Here is a 24110-nt window from a genome sequence, read left to right on the forward strand (position 1 = left end):
GCACGATTGCGCGCCTGTGCGACACCAAGGGGAAGCCTACGCACCGGTACTACATGTGTACGAGCACTTCGATCCGTCGTGTTCGCGCGTCGCCGCCGGAGGAGTAGGGCCGAACGCCGCAACTCCGGCCAGCAGCACGAGCGCCGCGGCGACGAGCGCGCAGACCCGCACGCGGCCGCGCCGGTCGAGGTCCGCGCGGAACAGCCACAGCACGACGCAGGTGCCGACGAGCGCGTTGACGGCGCCGACGAGGGCGACGGTGCCGGCCTGTCCGAGCGCGGGCAGCAGGAGGAACGGGAACAGGAGTCCGCCGGCGAGCGCGCCCACGTAGTCGGCGGCGAACAGGTCGGCGACGGCGTGCCCGGCGTCCTGGCGGCGGATGCGCTGGACGAGGGTCATCAGCAGCGGGATCTCCGCGCCGACGAGGATGCCGGTCGCGACGCACACGGCGAGCATGGTCGGCCGGTACAGGCCGAGCGAGTGCGCGCCGACGTAGACGACGGTGACGGAGGTGCCGCCGACGGCCGCGAGCGCACTCTCGACGACGGCGAACGCCTCGGCGGGCCGGTCGCCGAACGGCTTGGCGGCGAGCGCCCCCAGGCCCATCGCGAACACCATGACGGACAGCACGACCGAGGTCTCGGTGACCGGGTCGGGCCCGAGCAGGCCGCCGAGCGCGACCAGCGCGAGCTCGTACACGAGCCCGCACGCTGAGCACACCAGCACCGCGGCGAGCACGACCCCGCGCGCGACGCCCACGCCGAGCGGGAGGCCGCGGCGGGCGGCGCGGGGCGGGGCACCCGGCGCCGGCACCGCGAGCAGCCGGCCGGGCGTCGGACCCGGGCCGTACACCCTGCGGTGCCGGCCCTGTCCGCGGCGGCCGGCGACGGCGAACCCGCCGACCCCGCCGCTGTGGAAGAGGCCGGGGCAGGGCACCTGGTCCTCGGGGGTCACGCGGCCCGGCTGCGGGTGCTGACGATGCGCCGCTCCTGCGGGTAGGTGTGCCAGGTCGACCAGCTCAGGACGCCGTCGCGGTACTCGGCCGCTATCGCGGTGACCGCGTCGGGATGGCCCGGGTAGGCGCCGATGATGCCGCCGGGGTGCGCCTCGACGTCGGCGACCATCGCACGGACGCGCGAGGCGAACAGGTCGCGGGGCAGGTACTCGACGAGCGAGGTGAACTCGTAGTCCCAGCCGTCGACGCGCTGCGCGGCGCGCGCGGGCAGGGGCGTGCGCTGGGCGCCGAGGCACGCGACGGTCTCGGAGCAGACCCCGTGCGGGGCGTGCACGAGCACTTGGTGGGAGGCGCCGAGCAGGCGCAGTTCGAGCCGCAGGCCGCCGAGCGTCAGCGAGCGCGACGCGAGGGGCGCGAGCGGGCGCAGCCCGAGGTACCACCCGAGGGCGTCGGCACGGGTGTCGGAGTACGCGGTCCTCAGTTCGGCATGCATCACGTAGGCAGGAGGGGGTGGAGGAAGGAGGCGGTGGAGGGGCCGCAAACGGGGGTGCGCGGCCGGATTCACGGTAGGGGTTGGCCCGTTTCCCGTCGTCACCCTTGACGGTGAAAGATGTTCACTCATATGGGTGAATGTCGCTGTGGATGCGGCAGGCTGGTCGAGGATCGCCGGAGATCCCGGCATACGCCGAACAGCGTCAATCAACGCCGACCACACACGATCACAACAGGAAGTGGGACCACCGTGGGCCGACCGCTGCTCAACCGTCGCCTGGACGGCCTCGGGACGACGATCTTCGCCGAGATGTCCGCGCTCGCGACGCGCACCGGCGCGATCAACCTCGGCCAGGGCTTCCCCGACACCGACGGTCCGGACGAGATCCGCGAGGCGGTCGTCGACGCGCTGCGCGGCGGCTTCAACCAGTACCCGCCCGGCCCCGGCCACGCCGACCTGCGCGAGGCGATCGCCGAGCACCGGCAGCGCTTCTACGGCCACCTCGGCGGGCAGACGTACGACCCCGACACCGAGGTGCTGGTGACCACCGGCGCCACCGAGGCGATCGCGTCCGCGCTGCTCGCGCTCGTCGAACCGGGCGACGAGGTCATCGCGCTGGAGCCCTACTACGACTCGTACGCGGCGTGCATCGCGATGGCCGGCGGCGTCCGCGTCGGCGTGCCGCTGCGCCCGCCGACGTTCGGCCTCGACGTCGCGGCGCTGCGCGCGGCGATCACCCCGCGCACCCGGCTGATCATGCTGAACACCCCGCACAACCCGACCGGTTCGGTGCTCGGCCGGGACGAACTCGCCGAGGTCGCACGGCTCGCGGTCGAACACGATCTGCTGGTCGTCACCGACGAGGTGTACGAGCACCTGGTGTTCGAGGGATCGCACATCCCGCTCGCCTCGTTCCCGGGGATGCGCGAGCGGACGGTGACGATCAGCTCGTCCGGCAAGACGTTCTCGTTCACCGGCTGGAAGATCGGCTGGGTGTGCGCGAGCCCGGAGCTGGTCGCGGCGGTGCGCACCACCAAGCAGTTCCTCACCTACGTCTCCGGCGGCCCGTTCCAGCCCGCGATCGCCCGCGCGCTGCGGCTGCCGGACGAGTACTACGCCGGCTTCCTCGCCGACATGCGCCGCAAGCGGGACATCCTGGCCGACGGCCTGGAGGCGGCCGGGCTGACCGTGTACCGGCCGAGCGGCACGTACTTCATCACCACCGACATCACGCCGCTGGGCTTCACCGACGGCCTCGACTTCTGCCGCCGGCTGCCCGAGCTGTGCGGCGTGGTCGCGGTCCCGGAGAAGGTCTTCTTCGACGACACCCCCGAGGCCCAGGAGATCGGCCGGCCGCTGGTGCGGTTCGCGTTCTGCAAGAAGGAGAGCGTGCTCACCGAGGCCGCCGAGCGGCTGGCGACGCTGCGCGTCTGACCACCGGGGGCGGGAACGGCGACGGCCCCGGCGCGGGATGCGTCGGGGCCGTGCGCTGTGTGTGCTGTGTCTGCGGTGCCGCAGGACCGGTCAGTCCTCGGACGGCTTCTCCTCGGCCGGCGGCAGCTGCTCGGTCAGCCAGTTGGAGAACGAGATGCAGGTGCTGATCCACGCGCGGGTGGTGAACACGAACAGCTCGCGGTTGATGCCCGGCTCCAGGTCGAGCTGGGCCTCGGCGATGATCCGCAGCCGGCCGTCGTCGTGCACGTGGGTGTAGGCCTTGGGCCAGAAGTACTGGCGGTGCCAGTCGTCCAGCAGCTCCAGGACGTGGGGCTTGTCCGTGACGTCGAACTCACGGTCGAGGAACATCCTGACCGTGTAGATCTCGGAGGCGTCGCCCTTCAGCATGAAGTAGATGCGGAAGCCCTCCCACGGAGCGCCGATGTCACCCTCGTCGTCGACGAAGTGGTTGACCTGGAGCTCGGTGAGGACCTGCTGGATCAGCTCCTGCGTCGGCTTGATGACCGGCGAGGCGGGAACGAAGTTCGGCCTCGGGATCGAGGACGGGTCGATGCTCATGGGATTCCTCTCCTGACGTCTCGTGGCCATCCTCCCCCATGTCCGGACCGTGCGGTGACTCCTGTCACAGCTCGTCACCGGGCGTTTCCCGGACGTAAGGGAAATGTCACCGGGGGCTCTCTACGGGGGCTCACTCATACTCCGTACCGCCCTTCCTGGTGAGGTACGCGTCCGAGACGAGCTTGCCGACCGCGCGGCCGCGGGTGACCTCGCTGCGCCGCTCGCGGGCGGTCCGGACGACCACGCCCTCGCGCAGGTGCGCCCCCGTGCCGGAGACCGTTTCGCGGCCCTCGGCGAGCGCCACGAGCGCGGCCTCGTCGTACGGGCCCTCGTACAGCGTCGGGACGACGGGCAGGCGTACGGACAGCCCGGCGAGGACGCCGGCCAGCTCGGCGGCGTCGACCCAGCGGACGGCTCCCGACGCGTCCGAGAAGGACACGTCGAAGACGGCGTAGCCGGGCAGCTCGGCGGTCGCCTTGGCGCCGTACCCGAGGTCCTGGACGCCCTGCCCGTAGACCTCGCCGAAGACGCCCACCCGCTCGGCGCCGAAGATGGCGGCGAGCTTGGCGGCGGCCTCGGGGACGCGGTGTCCGAGGACCGCACGCCAGTACAGGTTCTTCTCGTCGCGGGCCAGCCCGAGGCCCTTGCCGCCGAAGCCCTTGGACGAGACGTACTCGCCGTCGGGGGTGAGCGTGTAGAGGCACGCCGTGCCGTGGATCTTCTCGGTGGCGACGACGGGCTCGCCGGGGGTGAACAGGTCGGGGTAGCGCTTGATGTTCTCGATGTCGATCCAGGGCAGCAGGTCGCCGGCCGCCACGACGTCGCCGCTCATGTGGACGGGGATCGGCGGCACCCATTTGACGATGCCGAGGTCGGGGGCGAAGTCGCGGCCTTCCGCGTGCGCGGCGGCCAGGTCGACGCCGGCGAGCGCGTTCGGCACGCACACGATGCCCTGGGAGAGTTCGCCGCGCAGCCGGATGGCCTTGACGCGGTTGTGGTCGGCGCCGGCGAGCCGGCCGGTGAGGCCGAGTTCGTCGACGAGGTCCGGTGGCAGGACCGCTTGTTCAGGTATGTAGACCGCCCAGTCGCCGTCCTTGTACCGCCCCTTGGCGACGACGGCCCGGTACAGCCCGACCTGGGCGAGTTCGAGCGCGTCCGCGTTGGGGTGGGTGTGGACGGCGAGTTGTTCTGCGGTGACCCGAAGTGTGGACATTCCCGCAGGGTGACACCCCGCCGGAGCGGCCATCCAACGGTTTTCGGCGGCCTGCGTGATGATGATCGCCATGCCGAACTTCATCGAGAGGCCGACCGTCGTCGAGGCGGCCGGGAACATCCCCAAGATCATTCGCGAGTACGTCGGCCGGGTGAACACCGGCGAGTCGGGACTCAGCATCGCCCACATGAGCTCGCCCGGCGGCTGGGAGGAGCCCGGCCAGACACCGGAGTTCGACGAGTACACCGTGGTGCTGCGCGGCGTGCTGACGGTCGAGTACCAGGGCGGCGTGCAGGAGGTCGCGGCCGGGCAGGGCATCCACACCAGGGCCGGCGAGTGGGTGCGGTACAGCACGCGCGGCGCGGACGGCGCGGACTATGTGGCCGTGTGCCTGCCGGGGTTCGCGCCGGAGACGGTGCACCGGGACGGCGACGGCTGAGGTCGCACGGATCCCGCCGGGCCGGGTGTCCCGGCCCGGCGGACCGGTACTAGAGCGTCGCCCAGCGGGGGTCGAGCGCGATCGTCTTGAGCTGGTCGAGCGAGAGCAGCGGCTCGGGGCGGGAGACCGGCGCGGCCTGGCCGGGCGCGTTGACGGCCGAGACCACGACGCGGAACCCGGCGGTCGTCACCATGTCGGCCGTCCAGACCACCGCCTTGCCGCCCTTCTCGTTCAGCTGCTTGATCAGCACCAGCGTGCTGCCGTCCGGCAGCGTGGTGACCGTGCAGGCCTTGGCGTCCAGGCCGCGCGTCGCGCAGCTCGTGAGGTCGCCTGCCACGTTCCCCATGCCGTTCTGGACATTGATCTCGACGTCCGACTCGCCGCGGCCGTCGTCCGCGATGAACGACCCGAAGCCCGGCTGGCTGACCGGGCTGGTGATGCGGGTGTTCGGGGGCAGCATCGACTTCAGCAGTTCGAGGATCTTCACACCGTCGACCTGCTTGTGAGACGGCGTCCTGGGCGTGGCCGTGACGCGCGGCACCGCGTCGATGACGGGCTGCCACGTCGGGCTCTGCGCGATCGCGGTGAGCTGGTCGAGCGTGAGTCCGGGATCGACGGACTTCGTGGTGGCCTTCTCGCCCCCGCCGCCGTAGGCGTCCACGCTGATCTGGGTGTCGTCCGGGCGCATGATGCTGACGGTCCACTCCTTCTGCCCGGTGTTCGCGTTCGGGTACGTGTACCCCTTGGTGCGCGCGATCTTCGTGCCGTCGCTGAGCGTGGTCGCCGTGCAGTCGCTGTAGGGCGAGTACTGCTTGGGCGCGCAGGTGCCGTAGTTCGTGCGGTTCTGCGGGTCGACGAATCCGATCTCGATGTTGACGCCTGTACGTGTGCCCTTGGCGTCGGTGTAGACGACGCCGGCGAACGCCGGGACGGTGAGCTTGGTACCGGGCGGCACCTTGCCGCTGGGTGGCTGCACGTCGGTCCCGCCGCTGTGCGGTTCCGCGACGCTGCCGCCGGCCGGGAGCAACGCCGTGAAGATCCGCAGGACTTCGTCGGCGCTGACGTCAGGTGCCTTGGGCGCCGCGGGTGCGGTGGTCGCGGCCGCCGGCGACGCCGAGGTGCCGACCGGGGTGTTCGCGGCGTGGCTGGTGTCCGAGTCGCCGCCGAGGCGTGCGACGGCGAACGAACCGCCGATGACGGCGGCGGTCAGCGCGCCGGCCGCGACGCCGACCACGCGGTTGCGGGTACGTCGCATCCGCCGTCCACGGGTGTGTCCGCGGTGCGTGAGGTCCGGGCTCGGGCCGGGGAACCGGTCGGCGGTCGAGCGCAGGGCGCCGGGCAGTTCGCGCGCGAACGCGGATTCGTCGGTGCTGTCGTGCCGTTCATCGCGGGGCATGGGTGGCCACCATTCTGGGCGCAGGGGTCGACGGGGACCCGGGCGGAGAATTCATGGGACGGGCCTGCGGAGCCCGCACGCGGAGGCGGGTCAGCGTTGCGCGAGCTCGGGGAGCTGGTCGCCCAGTTGCGCGCGCAGCCTGCGCAGGGCGCGCAGCGACTGGATGCGCACCGCGCTCTCGGTGAGGCCGAGCGCCTGGGCCGCTTCACTGACGGAGCGGTCCTCCCAGTAGCGCAGGACCAGCACGGCGCGATCCCGTTGGGACAGCCGGGCGAGCCCGTCCAGGAGAGTGAGGCGCAGTGCCGGGTCGTCGGCTTCGTACACCTGCTCCGGCAGTGTGCCGGTGGGCGTTTCGCCGGCACTGCGCTTGCGGCGCTGGGACAGGAAGACCCGGAACAGGATGCGCTCGGCGTACGCGGCGGGTGAGTCCGCGGCGCGGACCCGGCGCCAGGAGACGTAGACCTTGCCGAGCGTCTCCTGGACCAGGTCCTCCGCCGTGTGCCAGTCGCCGGTGAGCAGACAGGCCACGCGGAGCATCGGCGCGCTGCGGGCCGCCGCGAACTCCAGGTAGTCCGTGTCGTCCGTGGACCGGATTGCCATGAGCCTCCCCCGTTGCCGTCACACACCGGGGATGCGCCGACCGCATGGTTGCGTTACACCCCGCCGGACGGAATTTCCGGCGGCCGGCCTTCGTCCCGGCCGCCGGATCCGTCGCCGCCCGTTATCCGGCGGCCGGGACCGGCTGAGGCGGCGGCGGGCCGACGTACCGCGCGGACGGCCGGATGATCTTGGTGTCGGCGGCCTGTTCGAGCGCGTGCGTCGTCCACCCGACGACCCGGCTCGCGGCGAACGTCGGCGTGAACATCCCGCGCGGGAGGCCGCACAGCTCCATCACGACGCCGGCCCAGAACTCGACGTTGGTGTGCAGTTCGCGCCCCGGCTTGAGGTCGGCGAGCACCGCGACCACCTCGCGTTCCACCTGGGCCGCGAACTCCACCAGGTCGCCGCCGAGTTCGTACGCGATGCCGCGCAGCATGCGGGCCCGCGGGTCCTCGGTCCGGTACACCGGGTGCCCGAAGCCCATGATGCGGTCGCCGGCCAGCACCCGGTCGGTGATCCAGGCCCGCGCCCGGTCGGGGCTGCCGATCGCGTCGAGCGTGTCGAGCGCGCGGCTGGGCGCGCCGCCGTGCAGCGGGCCGGTGAGCGCGCCGAGCGCCCCCGCGGCGCACGACGCGAGGTCGGCGCCGGTCGACGCGATGACCCGGCCGGTGAACGTCGAGGCGTTGAAGCCGTGGTCGATCGTCGAGATCAGGTACGCCTCGACGGCGCGCGCCCGTTCGGGAGCCGCCACCTCGCCGGTGACCAGGTACAGGTAGTTCGCCGCGTAGCCGAGGTCGTCGCGCGGCTCGACGGGCTGTTCCCCGTGCTGGAGGCGGTGCAGGGCGGCGATCAGCGTCGGCACGACGGCGGCGAGCGCGAGGGCGTCCTGGGCGCGGCGGCGCGGCGTCGAGTCGTACAGCGGGCGCATGCCGTAGGCGCTGCCGACGAGCGGGAGCAGCGCCTTGACGCCGGCGAGCGGGCCGTCGGCGCGGGTGGCCTCGGCGACCGGCGCGAGCAGCGGGCGCACCGCGTCCGGGACGCGGCGCAGCGGCGCGATCTCGTGGACGAACCGGTCGCGGGCGGCGCGGTCGGGGAGTTCGCCGTGCAGCATCAGGTGCCACACGTCCTCGAAGCCGCGCCGCTCGGCGAGTTCGACGGCCGAGTACTGGCGGTAGTGGTAGAAGCCTTCGCGGCCGCGGACGTCGCCGATCTCTGTGTCGGTGACGATGACGCCCGCGAGTCCGCGCGGCACCTCGACGGTCGTGTCGCGGCGTGGCCCGGAGTGCGGTGCGGCGGCCAGTCCTGGGGTGGTGGACATGGCGGTCCCCCTTTGTTCGCTCACTGTCGTGTTCCACATGGGTCGTGTCTTGACTGTCGCCCTCCTACTTGAAATCGTCAATATTGATCGAGTCAATGTGGGCGATGTGAGCGAGCGTTCGGTGAGAGGACGAAGCGGTGGCGGTTGAGGAGCGGGACCGGCACCGGCTGACCGCGGACGAGGTCGCGCGGCTGCTCGGGGTCAAGGTCGAGACGGTATACGCGTATGTCAGCCGTGGACTCCTGACCAGCGTGCGGGCGGCCGACGGGCGCACCAGCCTGTTCGCCGCCGACGAGGTCGAGGCGGTCGCGCGGCGGGCCGGGCGGGGCCGCGGTACGGCCGCGGGCGGCGGCGGGCTCGAGGAGGTCAGGACCGGGCTCACGCTGATCCGCGACGACGAGCTGTTCTACCGCGGGATCGCCGTGTCGGGCCTGGTCCGCGGACACGGGTTCGAGGCGGTCGCGGGCCTGCTGTGGAGCGGCGGCCTCGACGCGGGCGGGGAGTTCACGGCCGATCCGGGCGCACTCGCCGTCGCGCGCGCGGCGGTCGGGGCGCTGCCCGCGTCGGCGCGCACCATCGACCGGCTGCGGGTCGCCGTCGCGGCGGCGGCCGCCGCGGACCCGTTGCGGTACGGCGCCGACGCCGAGTCGGTCGCGGCGACCGCGGGCGGGCTGCTGGCGACGATGGTGGAGGCGCTGCCGCTGCTCGGGAAGCCGATCACGGGCGACGGGTCGCTGGCCGCGCGCCTGTGGCCGCGCCTGACCGTGCGGCCGCCGAGTCCGGCGACGCTCGCCGCGCTGGACGCCGCCCTGGTGCTGACCGCCGACCACGGGTTGGCGGCGTCGACGGTGGTGGCCCGGATCGCGGCGTCCGTGCGGGCCGACCCGTACTCGGTGGTGCAGGCGGGGCTCGGCGCGGTGGACGGGCCGTACCACGGGCTGGCGAGCGCGCTCGCGTACCGGCTGCTCGCCGAGGCGCACGCGTCGGGCGACCCCGTCTCGGTGCTGTCCGACCGGCTGCGCTCCCGCGCGCCGCTGCCGGGCTTCGGGCACGAGGCGGGCGTCTACCGCAACGGCGACGTGCGGGCGCGCGAACTGCTGGAGTTCCTCCGAGACATCCCCGAAGCGGCCGCCGTGACCACGACCGTCGACCGCCTCACGGACGCCCTGGCCCGCCGCCCCGCGCTGCGCCCGAACATCGACCTGGCGCTGGCCGCGCTGGCCCTCTCGTGCGCGATGCCGGCCGACGCCGGCGAGGGTGTCTTCGCCGTCGGCCGCACCGCCGGCTGGCTCGCCCACGCGGTCGAGGAGTACGACGCCCGCCCGCAGCGCTTCCGCCCCACGGGGGTGTACGTCGGCCCGCGGCCGGACTGACCGCGGGCCGACGACCGGCTATCGGCTCAGAGCGTCTTCGCCGCCGCGCGGCGGGGGCTGACCTCCAGCGCGTCCTGGGCCGCGTCGAGGTCGACCACGACCGTGTCGCCGTCGGCGATGTCCCCGGCCAGCAGTTCGCGGGCCAGGCGGTCGCCGATCGAGGTCTGGACGAGGCGGCGGAGCGGGCGGGCGCCGTAGGCCGGGTCGTAGCCGGTCAGGGCGAGCCACTCGCGGGCCGCGTCGGTGACCGTCAGCGTGATCCGGCGGTCGGCGAGCCGCTTGCCGAGGCGCGCGACGGACAGGTCGACGATGTGCGCGAGTTCGTCGGTGCCGAGGGCGTCGAACACCACGATGTCGTCGAGCCGGTTGAGGAACTCCGGCTTGAACGACCCGCGCACGACCTCCATGACCCGGGCCTTCTGCGCCTCGGGCTCCAGGCTCTGGTCGACGAGGAACTGCGAGCCGAGGTTGGAGGTCAGGATCAGCACCGTGTTGCGGAAGTCCACGGTGCGGCCCTGCCCGTCGGTAAGGCGGCCGTCGTCGAGGACCTGCAGGAGGATGTCGAAGACCTCGGGGTGCGCCTTCTCGACCTCGTCGAGCAGGACGATCGTGTACGGCCTGCGCCGCACCGCCTCGGTCAGCTGGCCGCCCTCCTCGTAGCCGACGTAGCCGGGGGGCGCGCCGACGAGCCGGGCCACCGAGTGCTTCTCGGCGTACTCGCTCATGTCGATGCGGACCATGGCGCGTTCGTCGTCGAAGAGGAAGTCCGCGAGCGACTTGGCCAGTTCGGTCTTGCCGACGCCGGTGGGGCCGAGGAACAGGAACGAACCGGTGGGCCGGTCGGGGTCCGCGATGCCGGAGCGGGCGCGCCGGACGGCGTCGGACACCGCGCCGACGGCCGCGTGCTGGCCGATCAGGCGCTTGCCGATCTCCTCCTCCATGCGCAGCAGCTTGCCGCGCTCGCCCTCGAGGAGCCGCCCGGCGGGGATGCCCGTCCAGGACGACACGACGTCGGCGACGTCGTCGGGCCCGACCTCCTCCTTGACCATGGACGCGCTGGCGGCCGCAGTCTCGGCGGTGTGGGAGGCCTCGACCAGTTCGCGTTCGAGCGTCGGGATCTGCCCGTACATGAGCTTGGACGCGCTCTCGAAGTCACCGTCGCGCTGCGCGCGTTCGGCGGCACCGCGCAGGTCGTCGAGCTGCTTCTTGAGCTCGCCGACCTTGTTGAGGCCGGCCTTCTCCTGCTGCCAGCGCGCGGTGAGCCCGCTGAGCTGCTCCTGCCGGTCGGCGAGGTCGCGGCGGATCTTCTCGAGGCGCTCCTTGCTCGCCGCGTCGGACTCCTTGGCGAGCGCGAGCTCCTCCATGTGCAGCCGGTCGACGGAGCGCTGGAGTTCGTCGATCTCGACGGGCGAGGAGTCGATCTCCATGCGCAGCCGGGACGCGGCCTCGTCGACGAGGTCGATGGCCTTGTCGGGCAGGAACCGCGCGGTGATGTACCGGTCGGACAGCGTGGCGGCGGCGACCAGCGCGGCGTCGGCGATCTGCACCTGGTGGTGCGCCTCGTAACGGGACTTGAGGCCGCGCAGGATCGCGATGGTGTCCTCGACGCTCGGCTCGCCGACCAGCACCTGCTGGAAGCGCCGCTCCAGCGCCGGGTCCTTCTCGATGTGCTTGCGGTACTCGTCGAGCGTGGTGGCGCCGACGAGGCGCAGTTCGCCGCGCGCGAGCATGGGCTTGAGCATGTTGCCGGCGTCCATGGCGCTGTCGCCGGTGGCGCCCGCGCCGACGACGGTGTGGAGTTCGTCGATGAAGGTGACGACCTCGCCGTCGCTGTCCTTGATCTCGGTCAGCACGGCCTTGAGGCGCTCCTCGAACTCGCCGCGGTACTTCGCGCCGGCGACCATCGCGCCCAGGTCGAGGGCGATCAGCCGCTTGCCGCGCAGCGACTCGGGGACGTCGCCGGCCACGATGCGCCGCGCGAGCCCCTCGACGACGGCGGTCTTGCCGACGCCGGGCTCGCCGATGAGCACCGGGTTGTTCTTGGTGCGGCGGGACAGCACCTGGACGACGCGGCGGATCTCGGCGTCGCGCCCGATGACCGGGTCGAGCTTGCCGTCGCGGGCCTCCTCGGTGAGGTCGCGGCCGTACTTCTCGAGCGCCTGGTAGGTGCTCTCGGGGTCCTGCGAGGTGACGCGGGCACTGCCGCGGACCTTGGTGAACGCGTCGAGCAGCGCCTGCGGGGTGGCGCCTTCGTGCTTGAGTACGTCGCCGACCGCACCGGACGTGCCGGCCACGCCGACCAGCAGGTGCTCGGTGGACACGTACGCGTCGCCCAGCGCCTGGGCGCGTTCCTCGGCGTCGTTGAGGACGGTGAGCGTGTCGCGCGCGAGCTGTGGCGCGGACACCGTCGAGCCCTGCGCGCGCGGCAGCCGGTCGAGGGCCTGCTCGGCCGCGGCCTTCACGCGGGACGGCTCGACGCCGAGCGCGGCGAGCAGCGGCACCGCGGTGCCCTCGGGCTGTTCGAGCAGAGCAAGCAGCAGATGCGCGGGCTCCACCTGGGGGTGCCCGGAGGCCGCCGCCTTGCGGACGGCGGTGGAAAGGCTTTCCGCGGCCTTCGTGGTGAGCTTGTTGGCATCCATGTTCGCTGCGCGACTCCTTCTGCGTGGGGACCGTGTTCGGGGGTTTCCCGCTCTACCGAAGCCAACGAGGGCAAAGTTGAGTCTATTCCACTCAAGTTTCTGGAGGGCGGGTTCCCTGCGTCTACCGTCGTGCGATGACCACCGCACCGACAGGGCCGAACGACCTCGCACCCGCACCGGCGCCCGCACCCGCCGCGGCGCCCACCCCGCCCGCGCACGCCGCCGGCCCGCTCGCCGCCCTCGACGACGAGGCCTACCTGGCCTTCTGGCGCGAGTACCACCTGTGCACGCTCACCACACTCCGCGCCGACGGCACGCCGCACGTCGTCCCGGTCGGCGTCACGTTCGACCCCGAGACCCGCACCGCCCGCGTCATCACGCGCGGCGACAGCCGCAAGGCCCGCAACGTCCGCGCGGCCGGCCCCGCCGGCGCCCGCGTCGCGGTGTGCCAGATCGACCGGCGCCGCTGGGCCACCCTGGAGGGCGTCGCCGTGGTCCGCGACAACCCGGCGTCCGTCGCCGACGCCGAGCGCCGCTACGCCGAGCGCTACCGCCCCCCGACCCCCAACCCCGAGCGCTGCGTCATCGAGATCCACGTCGACCGCGCCCTCGGCCGGGGCTGACCGCGCGGGCGCGCGACGCCATAGAGTCGCTTTCCGACCGAACGGGGTGGTGCGCATGCCGTGGTGGAACCGCGGGAGCGAGGGGTCGCGGCCCGATGTGGCGCGCGGAACGGCAGCACCAGCCGAAGGACCGGCCGCCGACGGCGGGTTCGACATCGTGCGCCGCGGCTACGACCGCGGCCAGGTCGACGCCGTGGTGGCCGCCGTCCGGGCCGCCTCCGCCGGCGGGCCGCCCGTCGACGCCGAACGCCTGCGTGCCGGCGGGCTCATGATCGTGCGGCGCGGCTACGCCCGCGACCAGGTCGAGGCGTGGCTGGACGCCGCCTCCGCACGTCTCCACCCGCCGTCCCCCTGACGCGGTCGAGTCCTCGGCGTACCGGAACGCCGTCGGGCGGGCGGCCCGACGGCGTCGGCGCTACTGGTCCGCGCGGCCGCGCTTGGGCCGCCACACCACCAGCGCCGTGCCGGTCTGCGGCTGAACGCGCACCAGGTCGCGGCGGTACGACGCGTGGACCGCCGCCTCCCGCTGCGCCTGGGCCGCGCCCGCTTCCGCGGCCGCGGCCTCGAGTTCGGCCACCCGGTGCCGCAACGCCTCGACGTGGTTCTCCAGTTCGAGGATGCGCTTGATGCCCGCGAGGTTGATGCCCTCCTCCTGGGAGAGCCGCTGCACCTCGCGGAGCAGCACGATGTCGCGTGCCGAGTACCGGCGCCCCCGGCCCGCGGTGCGGTCCGGGGACACCAGTCCGAGGCGGTCGTACTGGCGCAGCGTCTGCGGATGGAGCCCGGAGAGCTGCGCCGCGACCGAGATGACGTACACGGGCGTGAGGTCGCTCAGTTCGTACGGCCCCGCACCGGGTCCCCGGCCCGGGATGCCGCCGTCCGCTCGCATGTCACGCTCCCTTCGCCGCTTGCATCAACGTCGCGCGCGGGTCCTCCGCCGCGGTGGCTTCGCGGTACGCCTCGAGCGCCTCGAGCGCTTTCGGCTGCAGCTCGGTCGGGACGAGCACGTCGACGGTGACCAGCAGGTCGCCGCGGGTGCCGTCCTTGCGGGCCGCGCCGCGCCCCCGTACGCGCAGTGTCGCGCCGTTCTTCGTGCCCGCCGGCAGCTTCAGGGTCACCGGCTGGCCGCCCAGCGTCGGCACGGTGACCTCCGCGCCGAGGACCGCCTCGGGGAACGTGACCGGCGCGGTGACGGTCAGGTTGTCCCCCTTGCGCCCGAACACCGGGTGCGGACGCACGTGGACGACGACGTACAAGTCGCCCGCGGGGCCGCCGCGTTCGCCCGGCGCGCCCTTGCCCTTGAGCCGGATGCGCTGGCCGTCCTGGACGCCCGCCGGCACCCGCACCTGCATGGTGCGTGCGCTCTTGGCCCGCCCGCTGCCGTGGCAGACGATGCAGGGCTCGTCGACGAGGAGCCCGCGCCCCTTGCAGTCGCGGCACGGTTCGGAGAACGCGAAACCGCCCTGGTTGCGGCTGGTCTGGCCGGTGCCGCTGCAGGTGGGGCAGGTCCGCGGCATGGTGCCCGCCGCGGCGCCCGTGCCGTTGCAGTGCCGGCACGGCTCGGAGCTGGTCAGCCTGATCGGCACGGTCGCCCCGTCGACCGCGTCGGTGAAGTTCAGGGTCACTTCGGACTCGACGTCCTGTCCGCGGCGCGGCGGCTGCTGCCGCCCGCCCTGCCGGCCCCCGAAGAGGCCGCCGAACAGGTCCCCGATGCCCCCCGCGCCCCCGGCCTGCTGCCCCGCGGCGCCACCGCCGCCGAACAGGTCGCCGAGGTCGAACGGGAAGCCGCCGGCACCGCCCGCGCCCGGCGGGCGGAACCCGCCGTTGCCGAACAGCGCGCGCGCCTCGTCGTACTCCTTGCGCCGCTTCTCGTCGGCGAGTACGTCGTAGGCCTCCGAGATCTCCTTGAACCGCTCCTCCGCGCGCGTGTCACCCTTGTTGGCGTCGGGGTGGAACTCGCGGGCGAGCTTGCGGTACGCCTTCTTGATCTCGGCCGTGCCGGCGTCCTTCGGGACGCCGAGCACCTTGTAGAAATCCTTCTCCAGGTAGTCCTTGGTACTCACGGCGTCCCGCCTCCCTTCCTTCCGGGCTGTGTCGTGTTCAGCCGTTGTCCGATTCGGCGCCGGGGCTCGCGGCCTCGCTCGCCTCGGCGGGCTCGGCCACCGCGACACGCGCGGGCCGGATGACCCGCTCGCGGAACTGGTAGCCCGGCTGCAGGATTTCGACGCACGTCGGCTCGGTGACGTCCGGGGCGTAGCTGTGCAGCAGCGCCTCGTGGACCACCGGGTCGAACGGCTCGCCCTTCTTGCCGAAGCTCTGCAGGCCCATCTTCGCCACGATGGACTCGAGCGACTCGGCGACCGACTTGAACCCGCCGGCGAGCTCGCCGTGGTCGCGGGCGCGGCCGATGTCGTCGAGCACGGGCAGCAGTTCGGTCAGCACCTTGACGAGGGCCTGCTCGCCGACCGCCTGCCGGTCGCGCTCGACGCGCTTGCGGTAGTTGGCGTACTCGGCCTGCAGGCGCTGCAGGTCCAGGGTGCGCTCGGTGGCCTGGGCGCGCGCCTCCGCGAGCTCCGCGGCGGAAGCCGACGGCTCCGCGGCGGGGGCGGAGCCGCCCTCGCGGGCGGCTCCTTCCTGCTCGGCGGGAGTACGGACCTCACCGGTCTCGGGGTCGATGCGTCGCTTGTCGCGGATCACCGGCTCCTCGGGGAAGCCGTGCGAACCCTCCGTCACGCAGCACCACCCTCACGCTTGTCCTCGTCGACGATCTCGGCGTCGACGACATCATCGTCGGCCGCACCCGGGGTGTTACCCGCGGAAGCGCCCGCCGCACCTGCGGCGTCACCCGGCTGCGCGCCGGCGTACATCGCCGAGCCGAGCTTCTGGCTGGTGGTCGCGACCTTCTCGGCGGCGTCGCGGATGGCCGCGATGTCCTCGCCCTTGAGCGCGTCCTTCAGCTCCGCGACGGTGGCCTCGACCTCGGACTTGACGTCGCCCGGGACCTTGTCGCCGTTGTCCTTGAGGAACTTCTCGGTGGTGTAGACGAGCTGCTCCGCCTGGTTGCGGGTCTCCGCGTCCTCACGGCGGCGCTTGTCCTCCTCCGCGTGCTCCTCGGCCTCGCGCATCATGCGGGAGATGTCGTCCTTGGGCAGGCCCGAGCCGCCGGTGATGGTCATCGACTGCTCCTTGCCCGTCCCGAGGTCCTTGGCGGACACGTGGACGATGCCGTTCGCGTCGATGTCGAAGGTGACCTCGATCTGCGGGACGCCGCGCGGCGCCGGCGGCAGGCCGGTCAGCTCGAACATGCCGAGCTTCTTGTTGTACGCGGCGATGTCGCGCTCACCCTGGAACACCTGGATCTGCACGGACGGCTGGTTGTCGTCGGCCGTCGTGAAGATCTCCGAGCGCTTCGTCGGGATCGTGGTGTTGCGCTCGATGAGCTTGGTCATGATGCCGCCCTTGGTCTCGATGCCAAGCGACAGCGGGGTGACGTCGAGCAGCAGGACGTCCTTGACCTCGCCCTTGAGCACACCGGCCTGGAGCGCGGCGCCGATGGCCACGACCTCGTCCGGGTTGACGCCCTTGTTGGGCTCCTTGCCACCGGTCAGCTCGCGCACGACGTCGGCCACGGCCGGCATGCGGGTCGAGCCGCCGACGAGGACGACGTGGTGGATCTCGGACAGCTGGATGCCGGCGTCCTTGATGACGTTGTGGAACGGCACCTTGACGCGGTCGAGCAGGTCCTGCGTGAGCTGCTGGAACTGCGCGCGGGTCAGCTTCTCGTCCAGGTGCAGCGGGCCCTCGGCCGACGCGGTGATGTACGGCAGGTTGATGCTGGTCTCGCTCGAGCTGGACAGCTCGATCTTGGCCTTCTCCGCCGACTCGCGCAGGCGCTGCAGCGCCATCTTGTCCTTGGACAGGTCGACACCGTGCGCGTTCTGGAACTGGCGCACCAGGTGGTCGACGATCCGCTGGTCCCAGTCGTCGCCGCCGAGGTGGTTGTCACCATTGGTGGCCTTCACCTCGACCACGCCGTCGCCGATCTCCAGGAGCGACACGTCGAAGGTGCCGCCGCCGAGGTCGAAGACGAGGATGGTCTGCTCGTCGCCCTTGTCGAGGCCGTACGCCAGCGCGGCGGCGGTCGGCTCGTTGACGATGCGCAGGACGTTGAGGCCCGCGATCTCGCCGGCCTCCTTCGTGGCCTGGCGCTCGGCGTCGTTGAAGTACGCCGGGACGGTGATCACCGCGTCGGTGACCTTCTCGCCCAGGTACGCCTCGGCGTCGCGCTTGAGCTTCTGCAGGATGCGGGCGCTGATCTCCTGCGGGGTGTACTTCTTGTCGTCGATCGCCACGGACCAGTCGGTGCCCATGTGGCGCTTCACCGAACGGATGGTCCGGTCGACGTTGGTGACGGCCTGGCGCTTGGCGACCTCGCCGACGAGCACCTCACCGTTCTTCGCGAAGGCCACCACGGACGGTGTGGTCCGGGACCCCTCCGCGTTGGTGATGACGGTCGACTCGCCGCCTTCGAGAACGCTGACGACAGAGTTCGTCGTACCGAGGTCGATTCCGACCGCACGTGCCATGTTGGGGACCTCCAGGGGGAAGGTTGAGCGATACGCGCTCAAGGATGAACGACCATTTCAACGGCGTCAAACCGCTTGAGTATTCCTGACTCAACTTTACTGCCTGTAGCGGTCGCATAGCGGGGCTGTTTGGCGATTCCGCCGCCACGCCGACACTGGAAGTCGCCATCGGCGATCACCGCAAAGCCCTGGGCCGGGCCCACCCCAAGGGGCCCCCTGGGTCGGGGTTCCGGGGTGGTCTGTGTCAGCATGCGGTAAGGAAAACTGACGGGTCGTCACATCTCGCGAGTGTTGCAATGCACCCGCAGTGATGGAGATCATCCGTTCAGCGGATAAGTTACCAGTCGGTAAGATGCACGCACGGCCGTACGCTGACGGCCGATACACGCCCCGGAAGGGACGTCCCACCGGAGGAGCAGAACCGCGATGCAGCTCGCAGCCATCGTCATAGCGCTGGTCATCAGCGTGGTCGGCTTTGCCCTGCTCGGGCGCGCCGCCGTGTACATCTATCAGTACGTCAGACTCGGCCAACCCGTCCTCGGCCGCTCCGGCCCGGTCGGCAAGCGCCTCGCGAACATGCTCACCGAGATCCTGGGCCACACCCGGATGCTCAAGTGGGGCGTCGTCGGCGCGGCGCACTGGTTCGTGATGGTCGGCTTCGGCGGGCTGGTCCTCACCCTGGTCAACGCGTACGGCCAGCTCTTCGACGCCGAGTTCCACCTGCCGATCATCGGCCACTGGATCGTCTGGAACGTCATCGAGGAGGTCCTCGGCTTCACGACGATCCTCGGCATCCTGACGCTGATCACGATCCGGCAGTTCAACCACCCGCGCCTGGCCGGCCGCAAGTCGCGCTTCGCCGGCTCGACGTTCTGGCAGGCGTACTTCGTCGAAGGCGTGGTCCTCGGCGTCGGCCTGTGCATCATGACGCTGCGGGGACTGGAAGGCGCGATCAACGGCGAGACGTCGTACAACGCGCACTACCTGTTCTCGTACCCCCTGGTGAAGGCGTTCTCGGGCCTGTCGGTCGACACCCTGTCGAACCTGATCTACCTGGTCGCGGCCCTCAAGATCGTGATCTCGACGGCCTGGGCGGCGACGATCGGCCTGAACCCGTCGATGGGTGTCGCGTGGCACCGCTTCACGGCGTTCTTCAACATCTACTTCAAGCGCGAGTCCTCCGGCGCGGTCGCGCTCGGCGCGCTGCAGCCGATGACCTCCGGCGGCCAGCCGATCGACTTCGAGGACCCGAAGGACGACGACATCTTCGGCGTCGGCCAGGTCGAGCACTTCAGCTGGAAGGGCCTGCTCGACTTCGCGACCTGCACCGAGTGCGGCCGCTGCCAGTCGCAGTGCCCCGCCTGGAACACCGGCAAGCCGCTGTCCCCGAAGCTGCTCATCATGTCGCTGCGCGAGCACGCGTTCGCCAAGGCGCCGTACCTCCTCGCCGGCGGCGGCAAGGACCTCGGCGGCGACGAGAAGGGCAGCGCCGAGCAGCTCGCCAAGGTCCCCGCGGCGGCGCTCGCGGAGGCCGAGCGGCCGCTCATCGGCGACGCCGCGGCCGGCGGCATCATCGACCCGGACGTCCTGTGGTCCTGCACCACCTGCGGCGCCTGCGTCGAGCAGTGCCCCGTCGACATCGAGCACGTCGACCACATCGTCGACATGCGCCGCTACCAGGTGCTCATCGAGTCGGCGTTCCCGTCCGAGGCCGCCACGATGCTCAAGGGCCTGGAGAACAAGGGCAACCCGTGGGGCCTCGCCCCCAAGGCGCGCCTCGACTGGGTCAAGGAGCTCAAGAAGGCCACCGGCATCGAGGTGCCGGTCATGGGCCAGGACATCGACCCGACCGAGGTCGAGTACCTGTACTGGGTCGGCTGCGCCGGCGCCCTCGAGGACCGCGCGAAGAAGACCACCAAGGCGTTCGCCGAGCTGCTGCACATCGCGGGCGTCAAGTACGCGATCCTCGGCAAGGACGAGTCCTGCACCGGTGACTCGGCGCGCCGCCTCGGCAACGAGTTCCTCTTCCAGATGCTCGGCGCGCAGAACGTCGCGACGCTGAACATGGCCTTCGGCGAGGACGACGAGGACGAGTCGACCAAGCTGCCGGCGGCGAAGAAGCGCATCGTCACCACCTGCCCGCACTGCTTCAACACGATCGCCAACGAGTACCCGCAGCTCGGCGGGCACTTCGAGGTCGTCCACCACACGCAGCTGCTGCAGCACCTGGTCGACGAGGGCAAGCTCGTGCCGGTCGGCCCCGTCGAGGGCCTCATCACCTACCACGACCCGTGCTACCTCGGCCGGCACAACAAGATCTACACGCCGCCGCGCGAGATCATCGCCAAGGTGCCGGGCCTGCGCAACGAGGAGATGCACCGCCACAAGGAGCGCGGCTTCTGCTGCGGCGCCGGCGGCGCGCGCATGTGGATGGAAGAGCGCATCGGCAAGCGCATCAACAACGAGCGCGTCGACGAGGCGCTGTCCCTCAACCCGGACATCGTCTCCACCGCGTGCCCGTTCTGCCTGGTCATGCTGTCCGACTCGGTCACCGGCAAGAAGCAGTCCGGGCAGGCGAAGGAGTCGACGCAGGTCGTCGACGTCTCGCAGCTGCTCCTGCAGTCGGTGAAGATCCCCGAGCCGGTCGGCGCGCCCGCCGGTCCCGCGGCCGGTCCGGCGGCCGGTCCCGCGGTCGGCACCGAGCCCGCCGCGGCGGCCGAGGGCGCCGACGCGTAACCGCACCGCTCCACGCGCGATCCGATGCCGGCGGTCCCCCACGGGACCGCCGGCATCGGCGTATCTCCACATCTACCAACGCCCGAAAGGCAATTCCGGCAGGACTACGCCAACGCCACCCCGCACACACCCGGTACCGTCAAGGGTGTGACCGGCAACGACCCCTACGGCCAGCACCAGCAGCGGTACGACCAGTACGGCAGGCCGCTGCCGCAGCAACCCCCACAACCACAGCAGCCTGCGCCGCAGTATCCCGAGCAGTACGCGCAGTACTACCCGCAGCAGTACGCCCAGCAGCAGGCGGAGCAGGCCGAACGCGAACGCGCCGAGCAGGCCGAACGCGAGCGCGCGGAACGGGCCCGGGCCGAGCAGGCGCGGCACCGGCAGCAGAGCGAGCCGCCCGCGTACCCCGGCGGCCCGCTGGCGCTGCCCGACGAGACCAGCATCTACGTGTACGGGCAGACTCCCGACGGCTACACGCGCGTCACGCCCGCCGTGCCGCCGCCGACGCCGCGGTCGGCCGGCACCGTGTACCGCGCGGGCCAGCCGTACGGCGCCACCGCCCCGGAGCGCCCGCTGGTCTGGCAGGAGCTGTTCAGCGGCCTGATAGCCCGGCCGCTGGCGACCCTGGAGCGGGCCCGCGACCAGGCGTTCTGGTGGCCCGCCCTGATCGTCTCGGCGCTGTGCGGCGTGCTCGCGCTGGTCGCCAACGACAGCGCCCGCAAGGACGTCGTGACGTCCACCCTGAGCACCAGCGTGCCCGCGCTGCTCATCACCGCGGTGCTCGTACCGGCGTTCCTCGTGGTGCTCGGCTGGGTCACGAACATGCTGGCCGCCACCTTCGGCGGCAACGGCGAGGCCGGGCCGCTCATCACGCTCTCCATGCTCGTGGTGTGGCTCGCCGACCTGCCGCGGCTCGCCATCGCGCTGTTCACCGCCGACGGCAACAAGGCCGTGGTCGCGCTCGGCGTCGCGACGTGGGCGGTGACCGTGTGGCTGCTGACGGCGCTCGTGGAACGCGTCCACGAACTGCCGTGGCCCAAGGCGCTGGGCGCCGTGTCGGTACAGGCGATCGGCGTGCTGCTGGTGCTGAAGCTGCCGCTGACCGGCTGACGCGCGTGCCGGCCGGCCGGCCTGCCTCGCATCGCGGGTGGGCCGGCCCCGGCGCCCTCCCGCGGCCGCTGTCCGGCCTCGGACGACCTGGCCGCACAAAGCGGACCACAACCGGACCACCCGGACCACAAGCGGCCCCAGATGCGCCTCGGATGGATCTTCCCGTCCCGCCCGGCACGCGGTTTCCTCGACAACAGGAACAGCGCATCCAGCGCTCGCGACCACGCGGCGGTCCCGGCCCCGGCCGAGGACGTCGGATCGCACGCTACGGCCCGGCCGTACGACCGCCGCGGTGAGGACCGGACATGCTCGTGCGGCGACGCTCCCTCGGCCCCGGCCCAGGCGGAGCCCCCCTGGCGGCCCAGCTCGCGGCCGCACTGTTCTACGCGACGGACCGGGGCTGGCCGGTGCTCCCCGGCGCGTACCTCGACCACGGACGCTGCTCGTGCCGCTCGCCGCGCTGCCCGGAACCCGGCGCGCACCCCGGCGACGAGGTCGCGCACACCGCGGCGAGCCGCTCGGCGGACGTGCTGCGGGCCTGGTGGAGCCGACGGCCGTACACGGTGTTACTCGCCACCGGCTTCGAGTTCGACGTCCTCGACGCGCCCGCCCCGGCCGGCTACGCGGCGCTCCGCGAACTCGCCCATGTCGGCTTCGCCTCCGGGCCGGTCGTGCACCTGCCGTCCGACCGCCTGCTGTTCCTCGTCCGCCCCGGCGCCCGCGACGTGTACTGGTACACCATCGACCACAACGACGCCGCGCACCTGGACGTCCGCCACCACGGCCTGGGCCACGTGGTCCCGGCCCCCGCGGGACCCCGTCCCGGCGGCCCCGAGCCCCGCTGGGCCGTCGCGCCCGACCCGTCCGACCGCCGCCTGCCCGAAGCCGTCGACCTGCTGGGCACCCTAGTGCGCTCATGCCAGCACGCCGCCGCCCGGGCCACGCACGTACGCGAGGAGGTGAGTGGTTGACAGCTCCCGCTCCGCCCCACCGGGCACACCGCCCCGCGGCCGCCCACCCGGCCCCACGGCAGCGGGCCACCCGGAGGGACCGAGTCCCACACAGTGCCGCATGACAACGGCCCCGCCGCGCGCCCGGAAACCATTCCCGTCGGGCGCCCCTCGGCGGGGCCGTTCACTGTCTCTGTGCGCGGCGCTGTCTCTGTGCGCGGCGGTCCCGGATCGCGGAAGACCGACCACGGCGCGGGCATGTACGCCCTCGCCCCCTACGCGTCGAGGATCTGGCCCTCGCGCGACACCACCGGCGGAAGGACCGACCACGGGAAGTTGATCCAGTCCTCGGTGTGCTTCCAGACGTACTCGCACTTCACCGACGACTGCGGCTTCTCGTAGATCACCGCGCAGCGCACGTCCGCGACCGCGTCCTGGCAGAAGTCGCGCACCAGCTTCAGCGTCTTGCCGGTGTCCGCGACGTCGTCGGCGACCAGCACCTTCTTGTCGGTGAAGTCGATGATGTTCGGCACCGGAGCGAGCATGATCGGCATCTCCAGCGTGGTGCCGACGCCGGTGTAGAACTCGACGTTCACCAGGTGGAGGTTCTTGCAGTCGAGCGCGTACGCCAGCGCGCCGGCGGCGAAGACCCCGCCGCGGGCGATCGACAGGATTATGTCCGGCTCGTAGCCGTCCGCCGCGACCTGCTCGGCGAGCTCGCGGGTCGCGGTGCCGAGCAGCTCCCAGGTGAGGTTCTCGCGCACGTCGGTCATGTCGGGGACGCCTAACTGGTGATTCGGGGGCGGGGTATCCGATTCTCGCCGATCGCGCGGGGCGATCGGACCACTCAGATCTTCGAGCGGTGGAAGTTCTGGAACGAACGCGAGGCCGTCGGGCCGCGCTGGCCCTGGTACCGCGAGCCGTACACCGAGGACCCGTACGGGAATTCGGCGGGCGAGGACAGCCGGAACAGGCACAGCTGCCCGATCTTCATACCGGGCCACAGCTTGATCGGCAGCGTCGCGACGTTCGACAACTCCAGCGTGACATGCCCCGAGAACCCGGGGTCGATGAAGCCGGCCGTCGAATGCGTCAGCAGCCCCAGCCGCCCCAGCGAGCTCTTCCCCTCGAGCCGGCTCGCGACGTCGTCCGGCAGCGTGATGACCTCGTACGTCGACGCCAGCACGAACTCGCCCGGGTGCAGGATGAACGGTTCATCCCCCTCCGGCTCGATCAGCCGCGTCAGATCCGGCTGCTCGACCGCGGGGTCGATGTGCGGGTACCGGTGGTTCTCGAACACCCGGAAATACCTGTCGAGCCGGACGTCAACACTGGACGGCTGGACCATGTCCGCCTCAAAGGGGTCGATCCCGACCCGACCGGCGTCGATCTCCGCGCGAATGTCCTTGTCCGAAAGCAGCACACAGCGAGGGTAGCCGCCACACCCGCAATCCCCCCAAACGGCCCCGCCAACCCACCCCCACCCCCGCGCCCCTCAGCAAACGCTGTGCGCCCCTCGGCCGCGATCGGGTACAGTGTGAGCCGCGAATCCCTGATCGGGGTTGGCGGTCGCGGGTGTAGTTTAATGGTAGAACATGAGCTTCCCAAGCTCAGAGCGCGAGTTCGATTCTCGTCACCCGCTCCAGTATGAAGGCCCAGGTCA

The 24110-nt window shown here is 71.8% G+C and carries 22 protein-coding genes and 1 tRNA gene; 9 read left to right on the forward strand and 14 right to left on the reverse strand.

Translation table 11 applies throughout. From position 1 onward, the window contains the following. Positions 1-36: 36 nt before the first annotated feature. Entirely contained in the window at positions 37-954 is a 918-nt protein-coding gene (locus tag QI554_RS43435; RefSeq protein ID WP_343230830.1) for a hypothetical protein, read from the reverse strand. Beyond that, positions 951-1448 carry a DUF2617 family protein gene (locus QI554_RS32165; protein ID WP_281475171.1) on the reverse strand — a complete coding sequence of 166 codons (498 nt, stop codon included), beginning with the start codon at positions 1446-1448 and terminating at the stop codon, positions 951-953. The genes QI554_RS43435 and QI554_RS32165 overlap by 4 nt, the downstream gene beginning before the upstream one ends. Before the next feature lie 249 nt (positions 1449-1697). Between QI554_RS32165 and QI554_RS32170 the strand changes: the two genes are divergently transcribed. Continuing rightward, complete coding sequence (locus QI554_RS32170; RefSeq protein ID WP_281475173.1) at positions 1698-2882, forward strand: pyridoxal phosphate-dependent aminotransferase; 1185 nt, start codon at positions 1698-1700, stop codon at positions 2880-2882. Between the two features lie 90 nt (positions 2883-2972). On the opposite strand, the gene QI554_RS32175 is transcribed toward QI554_RS32170, so the two are convergent. Both QI554_RS32175 and QI554_RS32180 read right to left on the reverse strand, forming a co-directional pair. Further along, on the reverse strand, positions 2973-3461 hold the full coding sequence (locus tag QI554_RS32175) for a type III secretion system chaperone family protein (protein ID WP_281475175.1): 489 nt from the start codon (positions 3459-3461) through the stop codon (positions 2973-2975). Between the two features lie 130 nt (positions 3462-3591). Then, positions 3592-4674, reverse strand: coding sequence for an RNA ligase (ATP) (locus QI554_RS32180; RefSeq protein WP_281475177.1), 1083 nt, complete (start codon positions 4672-4674; stop codon positions 3592-3594). 70 nt (positions 4675-4744) lie between these two features. Here QI554_RS32180 and QI554_RS32185 point away from each other — a divergent pair, with 70 nt between their 5' ends. Continuing rightward, complete coding sequence (locus tag QI554_RS32185; RefSeq protein WP_281475179.1) at positions 4745-5113, forward strand: cupin domain-containing protein; 369 nt, start codon at positions 4745-4747, stop codon at positions 5111-5113. Between the two features lie 49 nt (positions 5114-5162). Here QI554_RS32185 and QI554_RS32190 read toward each other — a convergent pair whose 3' ends face one another. The 3 genes from QI554_RS32190 to QI554_RS32200 all read right to left on the reverse strand — a co-directional run bounded on the left by QI554_RS32190 (position 5163) and on the right by QI554_RS32200 (position 8427). Then, a complete protein-coding gene (locus QI554_RS32190; RefSeq protein WP_281475181.1) occupies positions 5163-6509 on the reverse strand; it encodes a hypothetical protein in 1347 nt (448 codons plus the stop codon). Between the two features lie 90 nt (positions 6510-6599). Continuing rightward, positions 6600-7109, reverse strand: coding sequence for a SigE family RNA polymerase sigma factor (locus QI554_RS32195; protein ID WP_281475183.1), 510 nt, complete (start codon positions 7107-7109; stop codon positions 6600-6602). Between the two features lie 121 nt (positions 7110-7230). Beyond that, entirely contained in the window at positions 7231-8427 is a 1197-nt protein-coding gene (locus tag QI554_RS32200) for a citrate synthase (RefSeq protein ID WP_281475184.1), read from the reverse strand. A 137-nt stretch (positions 8428-8564) separates the two neighbouring features. Here QI554_RS32200 and QI554_RS32205 point away from each other — a divergent pair, with 137 nt between their 5' ends. After that, positions 8565-9800: a citrate synthase gene (locus tag QI554_RS32205; RefSeq protein WP_281475185.1), complete on the forward strand. Its 1236-nt coding sequence runs from the start codon at positions 8565-8567 to the stop codon at positions 9798-9800. Between the two features lie 26 nt (positions 9801-9826). Here QI554_RS32205 and clpB read toward each other — a convergent pair whose 3' ends face one another. After that, positions 9827-12439, reverse strand: a complete 2613-nt coding sequence (gene clpB / locus QI554_RS32210; RefSeq protein ID WP_281475186.1) for an ATP-dependent chaperone ClpB — start codon at positions 12437-12439, stop codon at positions 9827-9829. Positions 12440-12573: 134 nt separating this feature from the next. On the opposite strand from clpB, the gene QI554_RS32215 reads away from it, so the two are divergent. Both QI554_RS32215 and QI554_RS32220 read left to right on the forward strand, forming a co-directional pair. Further along, positions 12574-13062: a pyridoxamine 5'-phosphate oxidase family protein gene (locus tag QI554_RS32215; protein ID WP_281475188.1), complete on the forward strand. Its 489-nt coding sequence runs from the start codon at positions 12574-12576 to the stop codon at positions 13060-13062. A gap of 55 nt (positions 13063-13117) precedes the next feature. After that, positions 13118-13417: a hypothetical protein gene (locus QI554_RS32220; protein ID WP_281475189.1), complete on the forward strand. Its 300-nt coding sequence runs from the start codon at positions 13118-13120 to the stop codon at positions 13415-13417. 60 nt (positions 13418-13477) lie between these two features. Here QI554_RS32220 and QI554_RS32225 read toward each other — a convergent pair whose 3' ends face one another. The 4 genes from QI554_RS32225 to dnaK are packed head-to-tail and all read right to left on the reverse strand — an operon-like array spanning position 13478 to position 17648. Beyond that, complete coding sequence (locus QI554_RS32225; RefSeq protein ID WP_281475190.1) at positions 13478-13951, reverse strand: heat shock protein transcriptional repressor HspR; 474 nt, start codon at positions 13949-13951, stop codon at positions 13478-13480. Position 13952: 1 nt separating this feature from the next. Beyond that, the gene (gene dnaJ, locus QI554_RS32230) at positions 13953-15125 is read right to left on the reverse strand and encodes a molecular chaperone DnaJ (protein ID WP_281475191.1); all 1173 of its coding nucleotides are present in this window, start codon (positions 15123-15125) and stop codon (positions 13953-13955) included. Positions 15126-15162: 37 nt separating this feature from the next. Beyond that, positions 15163-15795, reverse strand: coding sequence for a nucleotide exchange factor GrpE (gene grpE, locus QI554_RS32235; protein ID WP_281475192.1), 633 nt, complete (start codon positions 15793-15795; stop codon positions 15163-15165). Further along, positions 15792-17648: a molecular chaperone DnaK gene (gene dnaK / locus QI554_RS32240; RefSeq protein ID WP_281475193.1), complete on the reverse strand. Its 1857-nt coding sequence runs from the start codon at positions 17646-17648 to the stop codon at positions 15792-15794. The genes grpE and dnaK overlap by 4 nt, the downstream gene beginning before the upstream one ends. Positions 17649-18074: 426 nt before the next feature. Here dnaK and QI554_RS32245 point away from each other — a divergent pair, with 426 nt between their 5' ends. The 3 genes from QI554_RS32245 to QI554_RS32255 all read left to right on the forward strand — a co-directional run bounded on the left by QI554_RS32245 (position 18075) and on the right by QI554_RS32255 (position 22468). After that, entirely contained in the window at positions 18075-20384 is a 2310-nt protein-coding gene (locus QI554_RS32245; protein ID WP_281475194.1) for a (Fe-S)-binding protein, read from the forward strand. 147 nt (positions 20385-20531) lie between these two features. After that, a complete protein-coding gene (locus QI554_RS32250) occupies positions 20532-21497 on the forward strand; it encodes a Yip1 family protein (RefSeq protein WP_281475195.1) in 966 nt (321 codons plus the stop codon). Between the two features lie 305 nt (positions 21498-21802). Then, on the forward strand, positions 21803-22468 hold the full coding sequence (locus QI554_RS32255) for a bifunctional DNA primase/polymerase (protein ID WP_281475197.1): 666 nt from the start codon (positions 21803-21805) through the stop codon (positions 22466-22468). A gap of 254 nt (positions 22469-22722) precedes the next feature. On the opposite strand, the gene QI554_RS32260 is transcribed toward QI554_RS32255, so the two are convergent. Both QI554_RS32260 and dcd read right to left on the reverse strand, forming a co-directional pair. Further along, a complete protein-coding gene (locus tag QI554_RS32260; protein WP_281475198.1) occupies positions 22723-23220 on the reverse strand; it encodes a phosphoribosyltransferase in 498 nt (165 codons plus the stop codon). A 74-nt stretch (positions 23221-23294) separates the two neighbouring features. Then, the gene (dcd, locus tag QI554_RS32265; protein ID WP_281475200.1) at positions 23295-23870 is read right to left on the reverse strand and encodes a dCTP deaminase; all 576 of its coding nucleotides are present in this window, start codon (positions 23868-23870) and stop codon (positions 23295-23297) included. A 148-nt stretch (positions 23871-24018) separates the two neighbouring features. On the opposite strand from dcd, the gene QI554_RS32270 reads away from it, so the two are divergent. Then, positions 24019-24092, forward strand: a tRNA-Gly gene (locus tag QI554_RS32270). The last annotated feature ends 18 nt before the right edge of the window (positions 24093-24110 follow it).

The organism is Yinghuangia seranimata, assembly GCF_029953285.1.
Taxonomy (GTDB): domain Bacteria; phylum Actinomycetota; class Actinomycetes; order Streptomycetales; family Streptomycetaceae; genus Yinghuangia; species Yinghuangia seranimata.

What these genes read in the sequence shown, in the direction of transcription:
- QI554_RS32165 (WP_281475171.1), bottom strand. Translation starts at nt 1,448, where the DNA reads ATGCATGCCGAACTGAGGACCGCGTACTCCGACACCCGTGCCGACGCC.
- QI554_RS32175 (WP_281475175.1), bottom strand. Translation starts at nt 3,461, where the DNA reads ATGAGCATCGACCCGTCCTCGATCCCGAGGCCGAACTTCGTTCCCGCC.
- QI554_RS32180 (WP_281475177.1), bottom strand. Translation starts at nt 4,674, where the DNA reads ATGTCCACACTTCGGGTCACCGCAGAACAACTCGCCGTCCACACCCAC.
- QI554_RS32185 (WP_281475179.1), top strand. Translation starts at nt 4,745, where the DNA reads ATGCCGAACTTCATCGAGAGGCCGACCGTCGTCGAGGCGGCCGGGAAC.
- QI554_RS32190 (WP_281475181.1), bottom strand. Translation starts at nt 6,509, where the DNA reads ATGCCCCGCGATGAACGGCACGACAGCACCGACGAATCCGCGTTCGCG.
- QI554_RS32195 (WP_281475183.1), bottom strand. Translation starts at nt 7,109, where the DNA reads ATGGCAATCCGGTCCACGGACGACACGGACTACCTGGAGTTCGCGGCG.
- QI554_RS32200 (WP_281475184.1), bottom strand. Translation starts at nt 8,427, where the DNA reads ATGTCCACCACCCCAGGACTGGCCGCCGCACCGCACTCCGGGCCACGC.
- clpB (WP_281475186.1), bottom strand. Translation starts at nt 12,439, where the DNA reads ATGGATGCCAACAAGCTCACCACGAAGGCCGCGGAAAGCCTTTCCACC.
- QI554_RS32215 (WP_281475188.1), top strand. Translation starts at nt 12,574, where the DNA reads ATGACCACCGCACCGACAGGGCCGAACGACCTCGCACCCGCACCGGCG.
- QI554_RS32220 (WP_281475189.1), top strand. Translation starts at nt 13,118, where the DNA reads ATGCCGTGGTGGAACCGCGGGAGCGAGGGGTCGCGGCCCGATGTGGCG.
- QI554_RS32225 (WP_281475190.1), bottom strand. Translation starts at nt 13,951, where the DNA reads ATGCGAGCGGACGGCGGCATCCCGGGCCGGGGACCCGGTGCGGGGCCG.
- dnaK (WP_281475193.1), bottom strand. Translation starts at nt 17,648, where the DNA reads ATGGCACGTGCGGTCGGAATCGACCTCGGTACGACGAACTCTGTCGTC.
- QI554_RS32245 (WP_281475194.1), top strand. Translation starts at nt 18,075, where the DNA reads ATGCAGCTCGCAGCCATCGTCATAGCGCTGGTCATCAGCGTGGTCGGC.
- QI554_RS32255 (WP_281475197.1), top strand. Translation starts at nt 21,803, where the DNA reads ATGCTCGTGCGGCGACGCTCCCTCGGCCCCGGCCCAGGCGGAGCCCCC.
- QI554_RS32260 (WP_281475198.1), bottom strand. Translation starts at nt 23,220, where the DNA reads ATGACCGACGTGCGCGAGAACCTCACCTGGGAGCTGCTCGGCACCGCG.